Origin of the sequence: Tolypothrix sp. PCC 7712 (assembly GCF_025860405.1) — a bacterium.
GTDB lineage: Bacteria > Cyanobacteriota > Cyanobacteriia > Cyanobacteriales > Nostocaceae > Aulosira > Aulosira diplosiphon.
Window position 1 is genome coordinate 617,612 of record NZ_CP063785.1, and the last position, 24,443, is coordinate 642,054.

Genomic DNA, 24,443 nt, shown 5'->3' on the forward strand with positions numbered 1-24,443 from the left:
GTGTAGTTTAACTCTCGCCAGAATCCAAAGTCTCTTGCGAGGTTTCCTCCGTAGAGGCGTAGCGGCTCAGGTATTAGGGACTTCCACCTAAAAAATATTCTATCGCTAGGGTAGCAGAGGGAGAGAAAGAATTTGCTCAATATCTTCGCCCTTGCTGATTGAATAATTTAATGTCTGGAAGTCCCTAAAGAAATCTTTACCAAAATAAGTGATTGAGGAAATTACATAATAACTTTGGCCCAGTTGGTTCTTGATAATCTGTTGGTAAAAGAGCTTGCATTTCAGATTGCAATTTCAACAATACTTGCTCAACTTCTTGACGTTTGGGTATGGGATTTTGAGCAAAATATAATGGTTGACCAAATCTAATAGTGAACTTTTTTCTTAAGTAAAGATTATGAGTGCCAATCAGCGCTACTGGTACAATTGGTACTCCAGATTTTAGAGCATAAATTACAGTTCCTCGCTTCAAAGGAAGGTGTAAATTTCCTTCAGTTTCTCCGAGTCGTCCTTCAGGAAATAAAACTATCCCATCACCACGAGTCAAAATTGTCAGCACAATGCGATCGATTTGTCTTAATGTTTGAATATCTGTACCTTTAGGAACATTCTGTTCAATTTCTGTCGCTAATTCTAATAGTTCTTTTCGTCCAGCTTTCGCCTCTGCAATTACTGCAAATTCTTCTTTCCACATCCTTTCTAAAGGGATGACACCACCAGCAAATCCTAAAATGAAGCGTTTCCACCACTTGTTATAAAGGGTACGAGCATCACCCAAAATATAGTAGTAAGGTGCGGTAGGAATTTCGCTGAGTAACAGAAAGGGGTCAATATGGTGGAGATGGTTGACGGCTAAAATTGCTGGTTGTTGAGGAAATCTTTCTAAGTATTCTACCTGGACTTGAAAAAAAGTATGAATTAGCGATCGCAACACTAAACGACGCACTCCAGGGTTAACTCGCGGTTCTGGATACTGGGAAGTCATGTCTGTTAACTGTTGCAGCGTTTTTGCAATCTGCTGGCGCACAGCAGGATCGACAGCCGCAGCTAAACCCTCTCGTACTCGGTTAATGCTTTGGGCAGTCAAGGGTGGTACGTTGGGTAGTTGTGTTTGATTTTCTCGGGAATTAGATTTTTCTTTTGCAAATATCTGAGAATTGTTCTCTTCTGTGTAGTCTTGAGTCACAACTTCACTACAAATATTGTGAATAATAGCCTGATTGAATTTGTAAATAAATCTTAGTTCTTGTTGTGCAATTATTAACTAATCTCTGGTTATAAAAATATTAATAGGACTTACGCAAATGTCATATTTTTTCGTTGAGGCTGTCAAGGGGAGCCAGTCACGTGCGGAGGTTCCCTCCGTTGAGTGAACTGGCGTTCAAAAGTCAAAAGTCAAAAAAACTTGAATTTTTAATCCTTGACTCTTACACAAGAAGATAGATGTACCAGTCGCGTAAGTCCTGATAACTACAATCTCAAATTTAAATGGTGTACCATAGCGAAGATACTTTCAAAGGTTTGGGTGAGCTTGATCTCTATTACCAAAGCTGGTTTCCAGAAGGTCAATTAAAGGGAATCTTGGTAATTGTGCATGGATTGGGGGCGCATAGTAGCAGATTTGGAAATATTATTGACCAACTGATACCTCAACAATATGCTATCTACGCTTTTGATATGCGTGGTAATGGAAGTTCCCCAGGACAGCGAGGCCATATTAATAGTTGGGCTGAGTTTCGTGAAGACTTGAGAGTTTTCATCAAGTTAATTGAGATTCAGCAGCCAGGATTTCCACTTTTTATTATGGGTCAAAGTTTAGGTGCAGTGGTTGTCTTAGACTATATTTTGCACTATCCCAATGAAGTATCTACATTAAAAGGTGCGATCGCTTTAGCACCTGCTTTGGGAGTAGGTGTGTCAAAATTCCGCCTACTTTTAGGTCAGTTACTTTCCCGCATCTGGCCGCAGTTCAGCCTCAGTACTGGTCTGGATTTGTCTTCAGCTTCCCGTGATCAAAAGATTTTAGCTGCTTACGCCCAAGACCCCCTACGTCATACTTTAGGAACTGCGCGTTTAGCTACGGAGTATTTAGCTACCGTAGATTGGATTTATACTCATGCTCCTGAGTGGCAATTACCGCTACTAATTCTCCACGGCGAAGCTGATAAGGTAGCTTTACCAGAAGGAGGAGAGAGATTTTACGATTTAGTTTCTGCCAAAGATAAGCTGCGGATTGTATATCCCGGGGCGTATCATGAGTTACACAATGACATCAATTACAAAGAGGTAGTGGCTGATTTGCAAAATTGGCTAGACTGTCATGGGGATTAGGGATGAGGGGGATGGGGGAGATGAGGGAGATGAGGGGGATGAGGGGGATGAGGGAGAAATAATTACCCATTACCCATTACCCATTACCCATTACCAAATGACAAACCCCCTTTTTTAACTGTCATCTTCCTATAGATAGGTTATCGCAAAACTTTAAGTCAGATTTCTTAAATGAAACTGTGTGATTTAATAAATTTAGCCATATAGGTATACGGGTAGTGCCTCTGTGAAGCGTGATAAGAGGGGTAAGTTTATCCAAAGTTGGGGATTAGAAGCGAAGCAGGCAGTTAACCTATCGTTGACGAAGACGGCTTGGCAACTATTACAGCAGGAGGCACATAAACGTGGCATTTCTCGTTCTGAACTTGTAGAACGTTTTGCCCGGAGTTTAGAACTTGATACTGCTGATAATTATGTTGCCAAAAGTAATGACACAGTTGCAGCGCTACTAAATCTCCATAATAGCGATGTCTACGACGGGCTATGCCTACACACTGCCGATGCAATACTGAATGTAGTACAGGTTGACAATACAGAGATTAGCAGTACATATACGGCAAATGGGCAGCAAGCTGAAGATTGGTTTCGGCAAGTTCTTGATGTCATCCCTCATATAGTTTGGACTTGTAAACCGAATGGGGAATTAGAATACTTCAACCAGCAGGCCCTTGATACCTTTGGTGTCAACTTGCAACAACTCCTAGCTAATGGTTGGTATCCATTAGTTCACCCAGAGGATTTACAACAATGTATCAAGACCTGGATGGCAACAGTGGCTACAGGTAACGATTACCAAATAGAATGTCGTTTGAAAATTGCTGACGGCTCTTATCGCTGGCACTTGACAAGGGCAATTCCTAACCGCGATCGCACAGGAAAAATTACCCGTTGGTATGGTACTTCCACTGATATTAATGACCGCAAGCAATTAGAACAAGTATTTCAACAGCAAGCTCAAGCTCAAGCTAATCAAAGCCAATGGCTGGAGGCGGTACTAAATTTGCTACCGATTCCATTGGTATTTATTGACCCAAATACTACTTGTTTTACCTTCTCCAATAAAGCTGCAAAAGCAATGGCAGGAGGTGAAATGTATAGCGATCGCCCCTCTGGAATATACGATCAGGACTTTTACTGTACCGATGCTACAGGAAAGCTGATCCCATCTGAGCAACTGCCGACATTCCGCGTCACCCTAGGCGAAACAATTCAAGGCGCAGAGTTGAATTGGCATACCCCAACTGGTGTTTACCCATTGTTGGTTCATGCTGATACTTTACCTGCAATGTACGATCGCCCGGCAACTTGTGTGATGGTGTTTCAGGATATTAGCGATCGCAAACGCATAGAACAACGAGAAAAGTTTCTGGCGCAAGCATCGCAAACTTTTGCCGCCGCTAGGTTAGATTTACAAACTTTGTTGGATACCATCACTCAACTGATTGGCAATTTAACTGGTGATTCCTGTGTCTTGAGTTTGTTATCTCAGGATCAACTTTGGCTAGATACGGTTTCTTCTTACCATGTCAATCCCGAAATTCGGGAATTTATCGGTGAACTACTCGCTCAACGGCGTTCTATTGATGATGGCATGAGTGGACTTGTTGCCCAAACAGGCGAAACGATTTTTTTGCCAGTTGCTTCACCAGAAGAAATTCGTAAATCTATTAAGCGAGAATATTTACCCTATGTCGAGCGCTACGGCGTTTACAGTTTGTTAATGATACCGTTGCAGGTACAAGAACAAATTATTGGCACTCTGAGCATTTCGCGGGAAAGGCCTGGAGAACCTTATAGCAACGAAGACCGCAGATTATTTCAAGATATCGCAGACCGAGCAGCGATGGCGATCGCAAATGCTCGACTTTACCAACAAGTCAAGCAAACTGCTAACCGTAACGCTAGTTTACAGTTAGTTACCACCGCCCTTTCGGAATCGCTGACACCAACGGAAGTTGCAGAAGTAATTGTAGAACAAAGCTTTGCTGTTTTAAATGCGGCTGCGGCTTTAGTAGCAGTTGTCTGTGAAAATGGCCAGGAATTAGAAATCATTCATTCTATCGGTTTTCAGCTAGAAGTAGTCAAAAGTTGGCAGAGAGTTGCCATTAATGTATCATCTCCCCTATCGGATGCAGTGCGTACTGGCAAACCGATTTGGGAAGAGTCGATAGAGCAGCGAGTCAAGCGCTATCCGCATCTGGCAGATATCTATGCTAATTATGATTATGCTGCTTGGATTTCCTTACCCCTCATGCTGGAAGGTCGAGCAGTGGGAGGAATTACCCTTGGGTTTCAAGAATTTTCTGCACTTAATCAAGATGAGCGAGCATTTATCTTAGCTTTATCACAACAAGCTGCTGGTGCGATCGCTCGTGCCCAACTTTACGAAGCCGAAAAACGCGCTAGAGCCGCAGCAGAAGCAGCCAACCGCACAAAAGACGAATTTCTCGCTATCCTCTCTCATGAACTGCGAACACCATTAAGTCCGATTCTTGGCTGGACTAAATTACTTCGTAGTGGCAATCTTCATGCCAATAAAACAGCCGTAGCGCTAGAAACCATCGAGCGCAATGCCAAGTTACAAGTCCAGCTCATTGACGATATCTTGGATATTTCGCGCATTTTACAGGGTAAGTTCAGTTTAAATTCTGATGCTGTTGACCTGAAAGAGATTATTAGCGCAGCTGTAGAAACTGTACATTTAGCAGCCGCAGCTAAAACAATTCCCATCCACACTGATTTTGCAGTTGATGTTGGACAGGTATTAGGTGATGCAGCAAGATTGCAACAAGTTATCTGGAATTTGCTCTCAAATGCAGTGAAGTTCACACCTACAGGGGGTAGGGTAGAAATTCGTTTAGAGAAAAATGGTTCACAGGCGCAAATTCAAGTTATAGATACAGGTAGAGGTATCAACCCAGAATTCTTACCCTACGTCTTTGATTATTTCCGGCAAGCTGATAGCAGTATTACCAGAACTTTTGGGGGTTTAGGATTAGGATTGGCGATTGTCCGACAAATTGTCGAACTGCATGGCGGAACTGTCAAAGCCGAAAGTCCAGGTATAGAACAGGGTGCTACCTTCAGCGTTAATTTACCTTTATTACCGACACCAAAATTAAAAACAGCAGTGGAACAATCAATAACAGATAGCCTGAGTTTGCAGGGAATTCAGGTGTTAGCTGTAGATGACGAAGTAGATAATTTAGACTTAGTTAATTTTATTTTAGAAGAAGCAGGCGCTAACGTTATCTCCGTATCTTCTGCCACAGAAGCATTACAGCTACTCCAGCAAACTCAACCCGACATTTTGCTAGCGGATATTGGAATGCCAAAAATCGATGGCTATACATTAATCCGCGAGATTAGAGAACAAGGGGGAAAAATCCCTGCGATCGCTTTAACAGCCTACGCTGGGGATATGAACAAAAAGCAGGCTCTGCAAGCTGGTTTTCAGTTCTATCTCTCCAAACCCGTTGATCCAGACGAGTTAATCCAGGCGATCGCGCAAATTGTTCAGCGTGAATAATTGCGATCGTATCTACCTCAAACTCATATAAATTTGAAAAAAGACTGCGACAGATGCTAAATCCCAGCAGGGTTGGCTGAAAAATCAAAGGTGATACCAATTTGAAAAAAGAATGCGAGAGATTGTAGGGGCAAGGCAATGCCTTGCCCTCTAGAATATATTGATGTGTAGCAAACATTATTTGAATTGGTATAACCTTCTCTGGATTCTCAGAAGAAAAAATCTATTCAGGTGCAAGGATGGGAGTCAATACTGCTCGGTTAAGGATTTTCAACTCGGAATTTGGTTTGGGGAAAAGGTGAAAGGGTTAGGGTTAAAGGTTTTTTCTTGCCCATTTTCCCCTTCCTCTTTTGCTCTTAACCGACAAGTATTGAGATGGGGGTAAAGTATACCCCCATCCTTGCATCACACTGGTCAGATTCAAGACGGTGTATCCGAGGTAAAATCAAGACAAATTTTCAATTGCTATAAATATGAAGGATTCTGCAAGAAGTATCAAAGCTTCTAGCATAGTATCAATAAGTGCCTGATCAGTATCTCTTACGCACTCAAGTAATTTAAGTTATTATTTTTACTTTACAGTTACTGAAACCTGAAATTACCATCATCACAAGAGATTCGATGATTTTAAGAGGATGAGATAGCATAGAACACCAATAATTATAATGCTTGTGTAAACAAAATTTGAACTTTTTATAAAAAACGGGGAAACTAGTTGCAAATTTAACATGACTAATCGATGATAACTAATAAGTAAATCACGTAAAAAACAGACTAAAAGTTTCAGTATTATTACGGTTGCATCACCTATCTACCTCGACTTTAATGTCGATTTTAATCGGGGATTTTGAAAATTAGTTATTGCTTGGGGTAATTTAGTTATAAATTACCAGTAGTCAACATAGGAAATTGTTTGGCAATTTCATGTGATGTGCAAAACTACGTAAACTTATCTTTTTTCTGTTTTTTATATGTATGGTTTTTCATACATAGATAATTGTCACAAATCATATAGGATAGCTCAATATCTGGGATGTGTTATAGAGTGTAAGAAAGTGTTAAGCTTTTAAATCCAAGTAATACATCACATATAAATAGGTGTGCCTCTACATTTAAATGCTTTGGACTCGTAAGAGACGTACTCATCAGTTTTCCCAACTATTTAATTTAAATAATCTAATTAGGAATATTGGTGATTTGCTACATAGTTGATTAGACAATTGAGGTAGCAATTAACCTTTGTTTCTGATTTCATTGCATCAAGGCAGCTTTTTGTAGGCTATATACTTTTGATGTCAAGCTTGCTTGTGCTTGAATATTTTTTAGTCATGGAAAGCAAAGCAGAAAGAATTATTGTTAACCCTTAATGGTTAATAGTTACATTATTGGTGAACATCGAAAAATTAGATATTGGCAACAAACTCATGTTTGGTAATTAACTAATCACGTCGAAGTCAAAACTGAGATTACTTAACTTTTTGGTTGTGTAATTTTTACAAACCAGATAAGTTTCAAATATTCATTTTTCCTTTCACCTGAGTGCTGTTTGGTCTAAATTAGAGACGATGAAAATAATGTTGGTATGTACTTCTGGCGGTCACTTTGCGACCATGAGAAGTTTGCAGTCTTTTTGGTCAATGCATGAGAGAGTATGGGTGAGTGATCGCAAGAGCGATACAATAATTCTTGAAGAGAGTGAGAAAGTACATTGGTTGCCTTATCAAGCGCCCAGAGATATTTTAGCTCTAATCAAGAATATTCCCAAAACCTTCCAATTTATCCGTTTGGAAAAACCTGATGTAATTATTTCAACTGGAGCTAGTATTGCTATAAATTTTGCCTTTGTAGCTAAGATTTTAGGGATTCGATTCATCTACATCGAAAGTATCTCTCGTGCTAATGAATTAAGTATTTCAGGGAGATTGGTCTACCCAATATCTGATGAATTTTATGTTCAATGGGCTGAACTTTGCCAGAAATACCCTAAAGCAATTTTTAAGGGATATGCATCATGATTCTAATGACCTTAGGAACTATTTCATTTCCGTTTGACCGTGCTGTATTGTGGTTAAAGATATTAATAGAACGTGGCGTAATTTCTGAATCTGTGTTTTTGCAATACGGGACTAGCGACGTTTCTATATTAAAAGGAATGTCTTCTGTAACTTTAGAACCAACGATTACTGCCCAAGAATTAGTGAAGTTGGTAGATGCTTCTCGCTTAGTTATTTCTCATGCTGGGCAAGGTTCAACTAAGATGCTAGCAGCTAAAGGTGCAAGTTTTGTGATTTTACCAAGACTCAAACGCTACGGAGAACATGTTGATGACCATCAGCTGTTATTTGCTCGAAGCGTTGCGAAATTTGGGATCAAAAGCTTTCTATCGTTAGATGAATTAGAGAAGGCTATTGTCGAACCACCACCATACTTTCAAGAAAAAATCTTTGCCTATCCTAGGCTAACAGATTACCTGTTGACACAATATCCTCCTAAGAATAAGACTATTCAGTTAGTTTCGTAAGCTTATTATCTATTTGTAGTTATTTGAGGTTTAAAGCTGTGAAGGTATCTGCAATTGTAAAAAGACATGGACTAGCCTTAGCTGGATTGAATAGCCTAACCATTGGTGGTACTGCAATCATAGCTATATTTTCACCAAGGGTTTGGACGGCTAGTACTCAACTAATATTGCCGGATACCACAAGTAACTTAGATGCGAATTTAGGCAGTTTAGGACAAATCAAAGACCAAGGAGTTGCTTTTACTAACGAACTCAATCCTTTACAAGTGCAGACTTCCATCATCACTAGCGATGATGTGATTCGTCCTGTTTGGTTTACTGATCCTGAAAAAGATAACTATAGCAGCCTTGAAAGCTACAAAAAACAATTTAAAGTCAAGCCTGTAGACCAATCCACAACTATTCGCTTAGAGGTAACAGGTTCTTTAGCAGAACTGGCAAGAAACAGGTCAGAAAAACTGCTTTTGAGCTACCAACGTCGTCTTAACGAACTGCGTCAGGGAACTTCCAATTCTCGACAGCAATTTAGCAAGGTGCAACTTGAACAAGCAGAACGCAATTTGCAAATAGCTAAGAATAAACTGGCGCAATTCAAGCAATCTACAGGATTGGTGAGCAATGATGACCAAACTAGGAATTTAGTAGAAGCCATTAAAAGTTTGCGAACGACACAAATTGAAGTGCGTTCCCAAGCGCAAGCTGCAAAAATGCGATCGCAAGCTTTAAGTCAGAGACTGGGGATGTCTGCACAACAAGCAATGAATTCTTTACGTTTGAGTCAAAATAAGGAGTACCAAGGACTAAGACAAAAATTATCAGAAGTTGATACTGCGATCGCCGCCCAAAGGGGTAATTTTACTGAAGAACACCCCAGTATCCAGTCTTTGCTGGAAAAGCGTACTTCATTAAATGATGCACTCAACCGACAACTAAGTTTGCTAATTCCTGGTTCGGAAAAACTTGATACTAGTTTTGGTGGTAATAACTTTAAAGATCCGACAATGGATTTAATTGTGCAGTTGATTCAAGCCGATACTGATGGCCAAGCACTAGAACAACAAGCAAAACAAATTCAAGCTCAAGTGCAGAGTTTGAATGCAGAATTAAAATCAATTTCTACTAAACAAGGAGAACTGTTAGATTTACAACGCAAGTATGAGATTGCAGAAGGGGTTTACAAAGGTCTTGTAGCTCAGTTAGAGCAAGCAAAAATTAGCGCTTTTAACTCTTATCCGAATGTGCAAATTCTAGATTCACCGACTGTTGATCCTAAACCAACAAGTCCCAAGTTATCTTTGATGGTTCTGGGTGCAATGTTGTCATCAATCTTTGGTAGTCTGGCTGTTGTCACATATCTGGAATCTCGTAACTCGCTACTCAAAGTCAAGGATTTGCAAGAGATGGAATTGCCTATTTTGGGAAGAATTCCGACTCTCAAAGCTGCGACTAGAGGGTTGAAATTGGAATTGGTATCGGAAATAGGGTTTCAACGCTTGGCTTCTACCCTCAGCTTGATGTCTTTAGAGAAGCGTCGTTTGATGGTGAGCAGTTCTATACCTGGCGAAGGTAAAACTACGGTAACAATTGGACTAGCTGCAGCATTAGCTGTTTTAGGTTTCCGAGTGTTAATTATGGATGGCGATTTCCACAAAGCTCAACTAAGCAAGTATTTTGGCTATGCTGTCCCGCGAGAAACAAATGTTTTACCTTCACCAATAGCGGTAAATTTAGGATTAGATTTTTTACCTGCACCTTCGATACCGACGAATAAGGTGATGGAATTTGTAGCGAGGGGACGTTTTGAAGAGTACTTAAATAAAGCTCAGAAGTTAGGCAACTATGATTACGTGATTGTTGATAGTGCTCCTGTGAATTCGACGGTGGAAACGGCTTTGATGGCCAAGATATTCACCAACGTGTTGTTAGTAGTTAGGTTGGGAGTCAGCGATCGCCACATGTTACATGAAAGTTTAGAACAACTCGCACATCACAATGCCCAAATTATCGGTTTAGTACTGAATGGTATCGAGCAACGAGGTGAGGGGTATGTATACAGACAAGATGGGCAAAAGATTGAAGCATGAAACGACATTTATCTTTAAACGCTTTTTCATCAAGAATAGATAGCTATAACGATAAACTCTTTCGCGGTGTTTTGATTCGTTGGGAACTCTTAACGCAAGCAGAAAAAGTTGTCAGCCAGGGAATTATCTTGATTCCCCTGTGGTGGTTAATTGGCTGGGCTATAATGCCATTTATATGGGTTATTGGTATCGTAATTTATGAATACAAAAATTATAAAAAAATACGTTTATCTCGTCCTAGTGTAGAAGTCATTGCAATACTTTTATTTACCGTTAATAGCATAATTTCTTTTATAGTAAATTCTCCACAAATTTATCCAAGAGGGCTGATTTTCCCATTTTATATGTGGGGATGCGGTGGACTGTTACTTTGGTATATTCAAAGCCATAAAATTCGCATTCGCTTACAAGTTGTCGCTTGGGCATTTTCTATTGCTATCTGTATGATGTTGGTTTGGTGGTTACTGTTTTACTTTATTCTTAATGAGCCATACTTTATTCCAACGAGAACTCTTTATGCAACCATTCTTGATAAAGGAGCACGATATAATCCTAATGATATAAGTAGTGTTAGTAATTTCTTGGTTCCATATAACTCTGCCGAAAGAGGTTTTGGAGGATTATATCGTTATACATTCTTCTTCACTCATCCAACAGTTTCTTCTTTTGCTATAGGCTTTGCAGGACTCATCGTTTTAGATACTAAAAAACGTCTATGGTATTTACCAATTATTACAGTATGTTCTTTTTTAATCCTGATTTGTCAAGCACGTAATGCTTGGTTAGTGTTACCTATAATCCTGATTTTACGGTGGTTATTTATAAATAGTAAAACAAAAGAAATTGCATTTATATTAACATTATTATCAATCATAAGTTTTGTCAGTCTCTCTATACCTTCAGTTACTAATTGGATTAATGAAACTAACTCTAATACAGTAGAAGTTACTAGTAACTTCCGCAAAGATTCTACGGAAACACGGAATTTGATTTATCAACGCACATGGCAAAGTATTGTTGAAGAACCTTCTCTAATAGGACATGGATTAAATGGAGCTTCTGTACAGCCTGGGTTTGAGTTTGCTGTGGTCGGTACTGAGAGTTTTATTTTGGGAACCTTACTTTACAAATCAGGTTTTTTAGGTACTGGATTATTTATCACTTTTTTGTTTGCTTTTCTCCGATGGTTTTACAAAACACGCGAAAATAGACCTATTTGTAGTTTTTTAATACTACTATATTTTGGCTTAACTTCTCTAGTAACTGAATTTGAAATACCCGTTGTAATCATGACTTTATTGTCAAGTATGTTATTCAATCCAAGTCAAATTACATCTAAAAAATAATTGTTAAAAACATGCTTTTTTATTTAAAATAAAGGAAATATTTATGCGTAAATTACTAATTTTGCCTGGGGACTGTGATACTATTGGAGGGACATTAGTTTCTTTATCTATGCTCATTACTGGAGTTAAGGAACAGCAGATACAGAAGCATATATGTGTCATAGTTCAAGCAGGTTCTGTAATGGAGAAATATTTACACAACCTGGGATTAGATTTTTGCCTTCATGCAATTCCTGCCGTTACCCAAAAAGAATTTTTTCAGAAAGGAATTCAATGGGTAAGCCAACAACCAAAAGTCTATCCTTTGTTATTGGATAACTGCGCTTATAACTACTTGCTACCAACTTTCTTGATGATTGCATTTCGACTACGTTTCAGCGGCCGTACTATATATTACTTTTGTCATGACTTGGTAGGTTCAGGTAGATTTTGGGGTTATTTAGCTAGAAAATACATTTTTTTTTGTTTGTCTCCTCGTGCTCTTTGCAATTCGCACTTTACCGCCCAACATGTGCGACATCTAATGCCCAATGTCCAAGGTGTTCTTTACCAGCCAGTAGATCAGAAGCGTTTTAACGATTTACCTCTGCTGTATCTTCCCAAAGAATTGCAATCAATTTTACAGCTAGGATTTCGTGTCATATTGACACCTTCACGCATTAACAAGCATCCGAAAGACGGCGAAAACTGTGATAAAAATTTGCGAACTTTAATTCCAGTTGTTGCACATTTGAAGACTAGGGGTTATGATTATCACGCAGTAATTATTGGCGAAGATAAGTCTCCCAATCAAGTTAATAGCCGTATCTTACTTGAAAAAGCTGAAGAGCTAGGAGTAGCAGATCGTTTTACAATTCTGCCTGCGACTATAGGCATTGAAGATTATTATAAATGTGCAGACATAGTAGTTACACTCGCTCATAAAGAAGCTTTTGGTCGCGTTGTTGTAGAAGCGATCGCTTGTGGTGTTCCTGTTGTTGGTAGTTGCAACGGTGGCATTGGCGAAATACTTAATCATTTTGCACCAGAATGGACAGTTAATCCTAATGATCCTATTGCTGCTGCCGAGGCTATTATACGCATTGCTAATGATCCGAACACATCCAATCTTCTAATACAGGGCAAAAACTGGGTTCAGTCAAAATGTAGTATTGCTAGCTACGCCCAACATATGATGGAAATTACAGGAATAATTAGTAATACGAGAATTAATCAAATCCCTTCATTGACTAATTAAATAGTTATCTCTTATGAATGTACTATTGCAAGAAGCTGCTACAAAAATTGAGCAATCCCAAAAACGAGATATTTTAATTATCTGCCGTGTATTTTTCCCGGATGCTGGAGGAATACAAGAGTATGTTTACAATCGTTGTATGCAAGATCCAACGCAGATTGTGGTTCTCACTTCTAGCTGTACAGGTGATCGAGCATTCGACCAAATGCAATCATTTCCTGTCTATCGTTGGTGGATGCCTGCAATTTGTAGTTTGGGAGCGTTTGGAAGTATTATCAAGCAAATTCTAAATATATTCTGGTCAGTGACACTAGGCATCAAATTATATCAAAAGTATCGCTATAGTTACATCGAATGGTGGCACGGTTACGACTTCCCAGCGTTATTGCTATTAAGCTATTTATTGCCTGTAGAGTGTGTGATTTACCTTCATGGTGATGATGTATTATGTCCTTTAAAAAATCCAATTTTTCATTTTTTATTTCAGTGGACATTACAACGCACTAAAGTTATCGTGTGTAACAGTAAATTTACGCAAAGTTATGTCAAAAGCAATTGGAAACTGAATAGGCATATTGAAATAATTCATCCCACTATCAGAGCAGAAAAATTCGGTGATCTAAGTTTAAACAGTTTGGAAGATTTGCGTCAGCAAATTCGTGATAAATATCAAATTCCAAAAGATGGTATTGTAATATTATCGGTGGGTCGTTTAGTAAAACGTAAAGGCTTTGATCGTATAATTCATAATTTACCACACCTAATAGCAGCAGGATTGAATGTCTATTATTTAATATGTGGTCGAGGACCGATGGAATCGGAACTCAATGAATTAGCAAATAGATTGGATGTTAACTCACGGGTAATTCTTACAGGATATATCTCTGATGCAGATTTAGCAGGATATTATTCAGCTTGTGACATATTTTCGATGTTAACTTTTTATGATAGTAATAGCCGAAGTATAGAAGGATTTGGAATAGTTTATTTAGAAGCAGGTTATTTTAGCAAACCAGTCATTGCTTCACGAGTTGGAGGAGTAGAAGATGCAGTTTTTCACGGAGAAACTGGTTTATTAGTAGATCCTAACTCATCAGAAGAAATTTTATCTGTACTGCATCAATTATGTGTTGATAAAGAACTACGTCAGCGACTTGGTTTTAGGGGAAAAGAATTAGTAAATCGGACAATTTTCCATCGAATTATTTACATGAATAAAGTTACACATAAAATTATAAATAATTAAATTTAGGTGAAGTATGAGTTTATCTAACATATTAGCTGAACAAATAGGTAACTATGATAATCCAGCTTCTATCGGTTATAAGTTACGCTGCAAACGTATAGAAACACTTATCTCTATAATAAGTAAAGTCTACGACAAATCGAAGGAAGTAAGAATAATTGACATTGGTGGAAGAAAAAATTATTGGCAAATACTACCTCAAGAAATATTGAACAAATACAAAATTTACATCACAATTGTAAATTTACCTGGAGAAATATTGCCAGCGTCTGAAGAACATTATCAATTCATTTATGGAGATGCATGTAACCTCAAAATTTTTGAAGATAATTCTTTTCATATAGCTCACTCCAATTCAGTAATAGAACATGTTGGAAATTGGAATAACATGAGTAAATTTGCTAAAGAAGTAAGAAGATTAGCACCAAACGTTTATGTTCAAACTCCATATTTTTGGTTCCCAATTGAGCCACATTTTATGTGTCCGTTTTTTCATTGGTTACCTCGTCCATTACGCATTAGCTTGATTAAAAATTTTGATTTAGGTAATCATAAGCGTTCAAAAAATGTTCATGAAGCGGCTACTAAATTAGAAAATTATCGTTTACTGGATAAACAAATGTTACAGGAATTATTCCCAGATAGCGTAATTAACTATGAAAGGCTCTTCGGTATAACTAAGTCTTTGATTGCTATTCGATCTGCTGAAATTAGTTAGCTTCTTATAAGCTAATAAGGAGTGAATATTTACAAATAAATATGTAATCAAAAGTTAACATCTATTTTCATTCGGAATACATATGAAGCTTGAATATCGCAAAGTAAAAAATACATCTCATATAGCAGAGTTCAAAACATATCTGCATGATTTGACTACCGCTCCAGAAATTAAAAGAATATGTGAAGTAGGTGGAGGAGCAAACCCAGCTATTTCCTTAGATTTGATTGATAAATATGGATTGGAATACACTTTACTTGATATATCTGCTGAAGAACTAGCAAAAGCTCCAAATGGATATCATAAAATTCAAACTGATATTTCATCTCCTAGCTTGAATATAGATAGAGAATTTGATTTAGTTTTTAGCATTATGCTAGCTGAACATGTTCCAAATGGGCTGACTTTTCACAAAAATGTCTTTAATATCTTACGAGATGGTGGGTATGCAATACATGTGTTCCCTACTATGTATGCTCTACCGTTTATTGTTAATCAAATATTACCGGACAAATTATCAGAAAAAATTTTATGGGCACTTTCACCCCATAGAAAAACAGATACGAATAAACTTAAGTTTCCAGCTTATTACAGTTGGTGTCGTGGCCCTTTAAATAGCCAGATAAATAAGTTTGAAAATCTTGGTTATAAAGTCGAAGAATACGTTGGTTTTTTTGGAACTCCCGCCTATTTTAGTAAAATTAAGCCACTCAGTTTATTAGATGATTGGATGTCTTCTATATTAGTTAAATATCCACAACCATTAATTACAAGTTATGCATATCTTTTATTGCGTAAAGATTTTAGCTTGTTAAATTGAATATAGCTTTTTGTGATTGCTAGCAAGCTATTTCAGCTTTTTGTACAGGGTGCTTACTTTGTAAGTATACGTTAATTTTGCTATTAAATCTACTAATGATCAGTATGCTGCTTAAATTTTACTATGACTGTAAGCAATTCAAAAAAGTTATTTAAAGCGAGTTTATGGATGACTGTAAGCTTTGGTCTTGGCAAAGTTGCTCAATTACTTTCTCAAGTTTACTTGGCTCGTTTACTCTCGCCTGAAGACTTTGGTATTTGGGCAATGGTTCTAGTACTTTCTAATTTTTCCCTTCTTTTTAGAGATAGTGCTATTGCTCAAGTATTAGTACAAAAAGGTTTAGATGATTCCAAACTAGTTAATACTGTTTATAGCTTAGGTATTAATATTTCTATTTTTTTATTTTTTATACAAGCTTTAGCAGGATTACCTTTATCTTACTTCTTTAAGCAACCTATTTTATTTCCTTTGACAGTACTATCAGCATTTATCTTCCTAATTGGTGCTGGTGCTGGTTCTCATACTGCAATATTACAAAGAACAATGAAGTTTAAAGAGCTAGCTATTTGTGATTTGCTAGCTAATTTTTCACGAGTGTTTAGCTTAGTTATTAGCTCGATGCTTGGATGCGAATTTTGGTCTTTTGCTATTGGAGAAATTACTATGGCTTTGGTGGATTCCTGTTCAAAGCGTTTTTTTAGTAGGTATGAATTTAAATACTATTTAAAATTGGAGAGAAATAAAATAAATGAAGTCAATGGCTTTATTTTAGGTGTTATAGGTAGTAAGATTGCTCATCAAATGAATATAACGGGAGATAACTTAATTATTGGAAAATTAATAGGAACACAAGCTCTTGGCTATTACAATGTTGCTTATCAATTAGCTACCACACCAGCTTTTGCATTTTCTCAAATTAATAGTCGTGTAATTTTTTCAGCACTGTCGCAAGTGAGTGAACAGAGAAAGTCATTGATAATGATTGAAAAAGTCGTTGAATATTACGCTACTACTGCTACTTTAATATATGGTTTAGCATTTATTTTAGCACCACCAATCATCCTACTAATTTATGGGGACAATTGGAAACAATCTATCAGTATATGTCAAATCATATTAATCTTTTCCTATACATCAGGTTTTGTATCAATCCTTGCTGCCTATCTATTGTCCATGAATAAATCTCTAGAAATTGCACGTATAGACTGGTTTATCGTTCCTATTTCTTTAACTGCTTATTTTATTGGTGCTCAAATAGGAGGAGTACAAGGTGTTGCGATTGCCGTTACATGTGTTATGGGCTTTGTTGCTTCAAGTTGGTATCTTATCTCAGCATGTCGTATCGCTGGAGTGAATATTCTAGCCTTATTAAAACCAGCATTGATGCCGACAACAGCTATATTAATAGCTTTAGCAACAATACGAGTGATTCCTTACCCTCATAACGGAGCTATTTATCTACAAATACTAACTTTAGTATTTCTTTATATAACAATAATTGCTTTAATATCAAAAGGTCATTTACCTTTTAGCATCTTTAGAAGATTGCTTTATAAAATAGGTTTATAGAAATAGTATCAATAATTGTAAACTTGGTTTTTCTTGGTTATAAACTTAGATATTCAAAGATTTTAAATTGCTTTATTCTCTTTATGTAATCTAATAAAATTAACTTTATGAATAATGATTATCAAGCTTTATCAATTACGAGTCATATTCTTGGACATCACACCTATGGTAAACTCTTAAGAGAGTACTTCAACAATTCAAATTCCCTTGGCTCAGTAGACTTCTATTGGTTTAAAGAAGAATGTAACAAGTTACTCTGGCTTGCCACTAGATCTTTTTATTGCAAATTCCCAAGCTCTTGGATTCAGCAGCGTAATTTAGATTTTCAATGTCTTCGTTCTGAATTGACAACTGCATATATTACTAAGTTGTTAATAAAACAAAAATTGCACAGTAAGCAATATTCTGTTATGCATCTACATACTCAAGTTATGGCTCTCTTAGCCCTTGAGTATATGAAAAGAGTTCCTACAATTGTTAGTATTGACTTTACTGCTGCGCTGAAATATCGTGAGATGCAAGATGTGAGTTTTCAGTGGACTTATGCTCCAAATATTTCATTAGAAAAAAGAGTTTTTGATGCTGCTTCTCAGATCGTGACATGGTCTGAGTTTGCCAAACAATCTGTGATTGAAGATTATGATATTAATGAAAATAAAGTCATAGTCATTCCTCCTGGCGTTAATTTAAGTGCTTTAGAATCTGACAATAATTCGGCAGATAAAAATTCTGATAACTGTAACATTCTATTTGTAGGTGGAGATTTTAAAAGAAAAGGAGGACATGATTTATTAAAAGTCTTTCTAGAGAATTTCTCAAATATAGCAATTCTTCATATAGTTACTAAAGAAGCTATTGAATGTTCTCATCATCGCGTGCGAGTTTATAACAATATAAGTGCATATACGCCTGAATGGAAATCTCTTTACCAACAAGCAGATATTTTTGTAATGCCTACTTATAGTGAGGGTTTACCTCAAGTATTTATGGAAGCTATGGGATTCAGTCTTCCGATAATTGCTACAAATTTACCTCAAATGAAAGAAGTTATTATTAATGATGTAACAGGCTTTATGATTCATCCTGGAAATAAAAATGAATTAGCAAAAATGCTCAAAATTTTGGTTGAAAACCCTATATTAAGAATTGAAATGGGTAGAAAAGGCAAGCAGATTGCTCAACTTAAATTTGATATTCATAAAAACTGCTCTCATCTAGAAAGTATCTTTAAAGAACTTTCTGCTAGTCAAGGGAGAAATATCTACACAAATATTTTGTGATCTGTTGATTAGAACCAAGCCTTTGCAAGCAAATCTATCTTGTCTCAAATTTTGTACACAAGGAATAAATTTATATGAATAGCCAAACCATTAGTTACAGTTCAAACTATTTCCAAAGTAGTTTTTTTGAAACTGATTATCGAATTCTAGCTTCTGTAATTTTTGAACTTTATCGCCCCGCAACTGTAGTAGAATTCGGCTGTGGACCAGGTCATTTAAGTAGGGAATTCGCGAAGCTTGGGGTACAGGTTATAGCTGTAGACGGTTACTCTCAACCAAACTTCACTGGATTTTCAGTGGAATTTCATCGACTAGATTTAAATAACCCTGTAGCAATCGCCAACTTCTTCACGAACAAGCACTTTGACTTAGCTGTATGTTTAGAAGTGGCTGAACACTTACAGCCAGAAAGTTCGTCTACTTTAGTTAAGTGGTTGACTCAAGTTGCCCCTATAGTAATATTTTCAGCCGCTGTTCCCGGACAAGGTGGACATGGGCACATTAATTTGCATCCTCGCGAATACTGGCACAATGAATTTACTCAACATGAGTTTGTAATCGCAGATCGTGTACGTGAGAAGTTACGCGTTACTTCTAGTGTTGCACCCTGGTATCGCTACAACACCATTGATTACTTGCAGCGTCAGCATCCTCAAGCTCCAGATTCAACTGAGGTCATTCCTCGTTTGATTGCCTCTGAATCAGCATCAGCAACAGGTTATTACCAAGAATATGATAGGCGATTTCTTGCAGAACTTCGTCTAAAGTATTCGCCTTTGCAGTTTTATACACCGATAAAGCAATTTCGTCAGTTTACTAAATACCTTCTTGGTAGAGCTTAATGGGCTTCAGAATTGAAATATACGGGACTTACGCATGAGCAACAAGAAAGCTGAAAGCGGATTGTAAGAAAGTATACACCAATAAACCTTTGTTGTGGCGTAGATTCTATATAAATCAAGCTGAAACTTGCTGAAATATTGGGGCTTATAGATTCATATGAACTTGGAGTAGGAAGGAGTAAGCTCTCTCCTACCTATCCCATAAAATCATAAATATTGTGTAAGTGAGCTATCTTTGCTATTGAAAGTGCTTAATTAGTAAGTAAACATTATAAAATTTATCTCACTTCTCTGTAATAATGCGCTGAATCAGCCTGCGAGGTGTCCCCATAATCGGGTTTCTTGACTTGTATCGATTGCTTATAGGTTTTTCAATTAAGGACAAATAAAACGCAAAATAGGGGCATTGTTATTAGTATATAATAAACCTTTTGATTATATTTTTATATATATAAATTATCTCTAAAAATAGATTTTAATTACACAATTAAATATATGACATCTAAGCATAAATTTGTAGAGTTATTCGTATATTTTTTAGTTTATTCAAAAGTAACCTTTTTAATATTTCAATTTTATAAAGATTGTATAAATTTAGCCTTTTCTCAATCAGAAACTAAATTTATACAAGTATAATAAGTAATAACATGCAAGATAATGGTCATAAAAATACTTGATTTTTACGACCTTTGTTTTGTAAGGAAAATAGAAGCAAAGTGTTTTCTAGGATAACCGTTAGGCTCTAATTTTGGAGTCTCTAGGCTATTGATATAGCTTCCATTTGTTCAGTTATGATGAATACCCTAGCACTAAGAACAAATATTGATAATCTCTTAATTATTGATTTTTGTTCATTTGCTAATTAAGATTTTTATCTTAACTTCACAATAAGTCTTTGAAATATACATCTGTAAAAGTTTGAGATTGCATAGTTAATTTCATTATTTAAATACTAATGAAATGATGATAAATCAAACTTTTATAGAGTGATATATATGATGCGCGAACGCATTCTTGAAAAAGATGTAGTGAACGCTTAAGGCTTCTATCTGCATTAGAAGTAAAAGTCTTAAATAATGGGTTGAGTTCATCAGGGTGCATTTATTAATTTGATTTCCGAAAACTTTAATTGAAGGAGCAAAGCTCTACTATGACTATTAGCTTGACTAACTTAACTCCTGGTGCTGATACCTACAATGGTACTGATGGCGCTGACTATATCAACGGTAGAGGTGGTAATGACACTCTAAACGGCTTCGGTGGTGATGACTACCTCGGTGGTTCACTGGGAGACGATGTCATCAGAGGAGGTAGAGGCAACGATATTATTGTAGGTGATGAGGGAAATGACTTTCTAGCTGGCGGAAACGGTAACGATACACTGTACGGCGGCATAGGCAATGATCTCCTTACTGGCGGTAATGACGATGATAGGCTTCATGGGGGTGCTGGAAACGATTATCTCCAAGGCGAAGCGGGAAACGACTTGCTTGTAGGTGATGCTGGAAATGACTTTCTCTGGGGTGGCTTAGGCAATGACACTTTAATAGGTGGTACTGGTAATGATGTGTTTAACTTCAGAAATACAACTGAAGGCAGGGATATTATCAGCGACTTTGTCATTGGCGAAGACAAACTAAACCTATCTGGTATATGGCAACAATTGGGTGTTAGTAACTATTCACAAGCAATTGCTGGTGGTTTCCTGGGTATAGTACAACAAGGTGCAAATACAGTCATCCAAATTGATATCGACGGTAGTTCTAGTTCAAGTAGCTTTAATGATTTGGCAATTTTGAACAATGTGACTGCTACAAACATTCAAGCTAGTAGTTTCACAGTTTAAGACTAAGAACACTGCTCTAATCCTTTTCTATGAAGGTGATTGATACCTGAAGTGTTGTTGTCTGTTGATTGATGTTGCTATCGCAACATCAATCAACAGCTTTTATTGTCTGAAAATTTACAAGTTTACTTTTTGGAAAACAGAATCAGAATACTAAAATCAATGAGAAAAACTTTAATTAACAAATTCTTATCAGATAAAAGCTCATCTCAGCAGAAAGCAAATAGGCTATTCTCACTTGACTTACTCAAAGCCATGAGTATTATAGCTGTAGTATCCTTTCACTCAATTCTTGTACCAAGGACAACTTATGCAGATAATGGATTAGCAATTGATATACTTTTTTCACCTTTAAGGTTTTGCGTTCCAGTCTTTCTGACAATCTCTTTTTTACTAATGGAAAAAAGATTGGTTAAACAGACAAGTTCTACTTGGGATGCAATTTATAAACGCTTGAATAGGCTTTTAATTCCAACTTTATTTTGGTTTACGATCGCAGGATCTTTTAAAATAATAAATCATAACCCCTTACTAGAGGTAATTGCAACTATATTTAATCAAATTATTGGTTCAATATGTCTACATTTATTTGCAGAATCTAGTTTTAACTTTTTAGAGATTATGAGTATAAAATTAGTATCTTGTTTATTATTGTTATCTATTTCTTTAGGTTTCTCTATATTGTTAGACAAAATAGGATTGAAAGCAGTAGTTCGTTGAAAATTTATTTAAATTAATGATTATATTCGTGATAATTTGTTATTCTAAACAAATTTTTTGTAATTGAATCAGAAATTAATAATTTTATTGATTATTTTGGAATACTCTCTAGAGTAATTACCAAGGCAATCTGCTACCATCCCAAGAGAAAAATTGCCCACTATCGCCTTCCTGAAGTTGTTCAATAACATTCATTAATTGACTAACAGTACGTTCTACTGAAAATAATTTTTCTGGTGGTACATTACGTTGAAAAGGAAGTGATAGACGTGTATCTGTTGTCCCTGGATGTAATGTCACTACTAAAGTTTGGGGACTACTTCTACCATACTCAATTGCGACTGTACGCATAAACATATTCAGCGCAGCTTTAGAAGCGCGATAACCATACCATCCACCTAGTTGATTATCGCCAATACTACCAACTTTTGCAGAAATGCTAGCAAATACGCTGCGTTCTTTATGTTTAAATAGAGGCAATAAATGTTTGGCTAACAATACAGAGCCTATACTGTTAATTTGAAAGTAGCGCAGTAAATTATCTGGGTTAATTTGTCTTAAACTTTTTTCAGGTTGCAAAGTATCTTCATGAAGTAATCCTACACAATTAACTACCAAGTGGAGCTTGTTAACTTGGTTACGGATTGTTTGCGCTGCTTCTGCGATTTGCGATTCTTCAGTAATATCTACAGGTAAACAAATTAATTGTTCGGAATTCTCGTGTGACAGCCTAATCAAATCTGAAGATGATTCTAATTGACGATAGGTTGCATAAATTTTACTAATTCTTGTATCTAGCAATAGTTTTTTCACAAAACCGAAACCAATGCCTTGATTAGCTCCCACAATCAAAGCATTTACCTGATTAATTTCATCAATAAAGGACATAACTTAAATTTAGATATATACTTATTTGCCAATACAAAACTTACTAAAAATCCTGTCAAGTACAGATTCAGTCACTTCCTCACCAGTAATTTCTCCTAATGCATGAATAGCATCGCGCAAGTCAATTGTCCAAAAATCAAGGGGTAGTTTTTGAGTGATTGTGGCTTGCATTTGCTCGAGAGAAATTTTAGCTTTTGTTAAGGATGCGGCTTGTCTTTGGTTAATCGCTAAATCCATATCAGCAGCTTGGACTTTTCCGGCTTTGACTATTTCTAAAATCGCCGTTTCTAAATCTTCAATGCCTTTATTTTGTGCTGCAGCTGTGAAAATTTGAGATTTTATATTTGGGATTTGGGATTGGAGATGATTTCCTATATCTGCTACTAAATCTATTTTGTTAATCACCAGAATTAAGGGACGATGTTGCACCTGTTCGTAAATTTCTGCATCGCCTGTTGTCCAACCTGTAGATGCATCAATAGTTAATAGTACTAAATCAGCGGCACTGGCAGCACGGCGCGATCGCTCTACGCCAATTTTTTCTACTTGGTCTTCTGTTTCCCGAATTCCTGCCGTATCTAGCACTTGCACGGGAATCCCACCCACGACTAGCTGAGATTCCACAACATCGCGGGTGGTTCCTGGTAAGTCGGTGACAATCGCGCGATCGCTCCGGCTCCAAGCATTGAGCAAGCTGGATTTTCCCACATTCGGCCGCCCAACAATTGCTACTTTTAAACCTGTGCGGAGCAGTTCGCCTTTGTCTTTGGTTGCCAATAATTGAGAAATTTCGGCGGCGATGCCATCAATTGCTGATATGATCACTTTATCATCCAGCGGAGGTAAGTCTTCCTCGAAATCAATCCGCGCTTCAATTTCTGCCAAAATATCCAAACAGTTAGCGCGTAACTGGCGGATGGGATGAGCTAATTTACCTTGCAAACCAGCTAAAGCAGTTTGAGCAGCTTGGGGCGATCGCGCTCCTACTAAATCGGCAATACCTTCAGCTTGGGTTAAATCCAAGCGCCCATTTAAAAAAGCGCGTAGGGTAAATTCTCCCGGCTGTGCTAGCCTTGCGCCATTTTCCAAACACAGTTGCAATACTTGCTGCACTGCCATAATTCCACCGTGGCAATGAAATTCCACCACATCTTCCCTGGTGTAAGAACGGGGTGCTTGCATAATCAATAGCAAAGCTTCATCCACCAATTTTTTGCTCTGGGGATGGCGAATATAACCATAAAGAATGCGGTGACTTTCCCAAACTTGACGACCAGGAGCATGAAAAAGAATTTGGGCGATCGCGATCGCTTGAGAACCAGACACCCGCACAATGCCAACGCTACCCTGCTGCGGAACAACAGCAGTTGCGATCGCGGCAATGGTTCCAGTTGTGGCAAATACTTCCGACATGAGCGCCCTTTTTCACAAATATATATTATGAGACTAGCAGGTACATTTGCATA

19 protein-coding genes are annotated in these 24,443 nt (G+C 37.2%); 16 read left to right on the top strand and 3 right to left on the bottom strand.

The window, feature by feature from the left end:
- Positions 1–196: 196 nt before the first annotated feature.
- Positions 197–1,186, bottom strand: a complete 990-nt coding sequence (locus tag HGR01_RS02355; protein WP_369792188.1) for a lysophospholipid acyltransferase family protein — start codon at positions 1,184–1,186, stop codon at positions 197–199.
- Positions 1,187–1,488: 302 nt separating this feature from the next.
- Between HGR01_RS02355 and HGR01_RS02360 the strand changes: the two genes are divergently transcribed.
- The 16 genes from HGR01_RS02360 (at position 1,489) to HGR01_RS02435 (ending at position 22,089) form a co-directional block, all read left to right on the top strand.
- Positions 1,489–2,331, top strand: coding sequence for an alpha/beta hydrolase (locus HGR01_RS02360; protein WP_045871856.1), 843 nt, complete (start codon positions 1,489–1,491; stop codon positions 2,329–2,331).
- The gene (locus HGR01_RS02365) at positions 2,321–2,449 is read left to right on the top strand and encodes a hypothetical protein (protein ID WP_255325260.1); all 129 of its coding nucleotides are present in this window, start codon (positions 2,321–2,323) and stop codon (positions 2,447–2,449) included. Before HGR01_RS02360 ends, HGR01_RS02365 begins: the two co-directional genes overlap by 11 nt.
- 108 nt (positions 2,450–2,557) lie before the next feature.
- Positions 2,558–5,860 carry an ATP-binding protein gene (locus tag HGR01_RS02370; protein ID WP_052335278.1) on the top strand — a complete coding sequence of 1,101 codons (3,303 nt, stop codon included), beginning with the start codon at positions 2,558–2,560 and terminating at the stop codon, positions 5,858–5,860.
- Between the two features lie 1,610 nt (positions 5,861–7,470).
- A complete protein-coding gene (gene pssD, locus HGR01_RS02375) occupies positions 7,471–7,875 on the top strand; it encodes a PssD/Cps14F family polysaccharide biosynthesis glycosyltransferase (protein WP_320076071.1) in 405 nt (134 codons plus the stop codon).
- Positions 7,872–8,381 (top strand): glycosyltransferase, encoded by a 510-nt coding sequence (locus HGR01_RS02380; protein WP_045871858.1) that lies wholly within the window; start codon positions 7,872–7,874, stop codon positions 8,379–8,381. Before pssD ends, HGR01_RS02380 begins: the two co-directional genes overlap by 4 nt.
- 38 nt (positions 8,382–8,419) lie before the next feature.
- Positions 8,420–10,465, top strand: coding sequence for a GumC family protein (locus HGR01_RS02385; RefSeq protein ID WP_045871859.1), 2,046 nt, complete (start codon positions 8,420–8,422; stop codon positions 10,463–10,465).
- Complete coding sequence (locus HGR01_RS02390; RefSeq protein WP_045871860.1) at positions 10,462–11,811, top strand: hypothetical protein; 1,350 nt, start codon at positions 10,462–10,464, stop codon at positions 11,809–11,811. The genes HGR01_RS02385 and HGR01_RS02390 overlap by 4 nt, the downstream gene beginning before the upstream one ends.
- A 43-nt stretch (positions 11,812–11,854) precedes the next feature.
- On the top strand, positions 11,855–13,048 hold the full coding sequence (locus HGR01_RS02395; protein ID WP_096621986.1) for a glycosyltransferase family 4 protein: 1,194 nt from the start codon (positions 11,855–11,857) through the stop codon (positions 13,046–13,048).
- Positions 13,049–13,061: 13 nt separating this feature from the next.
- A complete protein-coding gene (locus HGR01_RS02400; RefSeq protein WP_045871861.1) occupies positions 13,062–14,294 on the top strand; it encodes a glycosyltransferase family 4 protein in 1,233 nt (410 codons plus the stop codon).
- 13 nt (positions 14,295–14,307) lie between these two features.
- The gene (locus tag HGR01_RS02405) at positions 14,308–15,012 is read left to right on the top strand and encodes a methyltransferase domain-containing protein (RefSeq protein ID WP_045871862.1); all 705 of its coding nucleotides are present in this window, start codon (positions 14,308–14,310) and stop codon (positions 15,010–15,012) included.
- Positions 15,013–15,094: 82 nt separating this feature from the next.
- Complete coding sequence (locus HGR01_RS02410) at positions 15,095–15,832, top strand: class I SAM-dependent methyltransferase (RefSeq protein WP_052335279.1); 738 nt, start codon at positions 15,095–15,097, stop codon at positions 15,830–15,832.
- Positions 15,833–15,955: 123 nt separating this feature from the next.
- Complete coding sequence (locus tag HGR01_RS02415; RefSeq protein WP_045871863.1) at positions 15,956–17,401, top strand: oligosaccharide flippase family protein; 1,446 nt, start codon at positions 15,956–15,958, stop codon at positions 17,399–17,401.
- 107 nt (positions 17,402–17,508) lie between these two features.
- Complete coding sequence (locus HGR01_RS02420; RefSeq protein ID WP_045871864.1) at positions 17,509–18,681, top strand: glycosyltransferase family 4 protein; 1,173 nt, start codon at positions 17,509–17,511, stop codon at positions 18,679–18,681.
- Positions 18,682–18,755: 74 nt separating this feature from the next.
- A complete protein-coding gene (locus tag HGR01_RS02425; protein WP_045871865.1) occupies positions 18,756–19,523 on the top strand; it encodes a class I SAM-dependent methyltransferase in 768 nt (255 codons plus the stop codon).
- 1,150 nt (positions 19,524–20,673) lie between these two features.
- Positions 20,674–21,369, top strand: coding sequence for a calcium-binding protein (locus HGR01_RS02430; RefSeq protein ID WP_052335280.1), 696 nt, complete (start codon positions 20,674–20,676; stop codon positions 21,367–21,369).
- 162 nt (positions 21,370–21,531) lie between these two features.
- Complete coding sequence (locus tag HGR01_RS02435; protein ID WP_045871866.1) at positions 21,532–22,089, top strand: acyltransferase family protein; 558 nt, start codon at positions 21,532–21,534, stop codon at positions 22,087–22,089.
- A gap of 117 nt (positions 22,090–22,206) precedes the next feature.
- Here HGR01_RS02435 and HGR01_RS02440 read toward each other — a convergent pair whose 3' ends face one another.
- Positions 22,207–22,977, bottom strand: a complete 771-nt coding sequence (locus tag HGR01_RS02440) for an SDR family NAD(P)-dependent oxidoreductase (protein ID WP_045871867.1) — start codon at positions 22,975–22,977, stop codon at positions 22,207–22,209.
- 21 nt (positions 22,978–22,998) lie between these two features.
- Positions 22,999–24,390: a tRNA uridine-5-carboxymethylaminomethyl(34) synthesis GTPase MnmE gene (mnmE, locus tag HGR01_RS02445; protein ID WP_045871868.1), complete on the bottom strand. Its 1,392-nt coding sequence runs from the start codon at positions 24,388–24,390 to the stop codon at positions 22,999–23,001.
- Between the last annotated feature and the right edge of the window lie 53 nt (positions 24,391–24,443).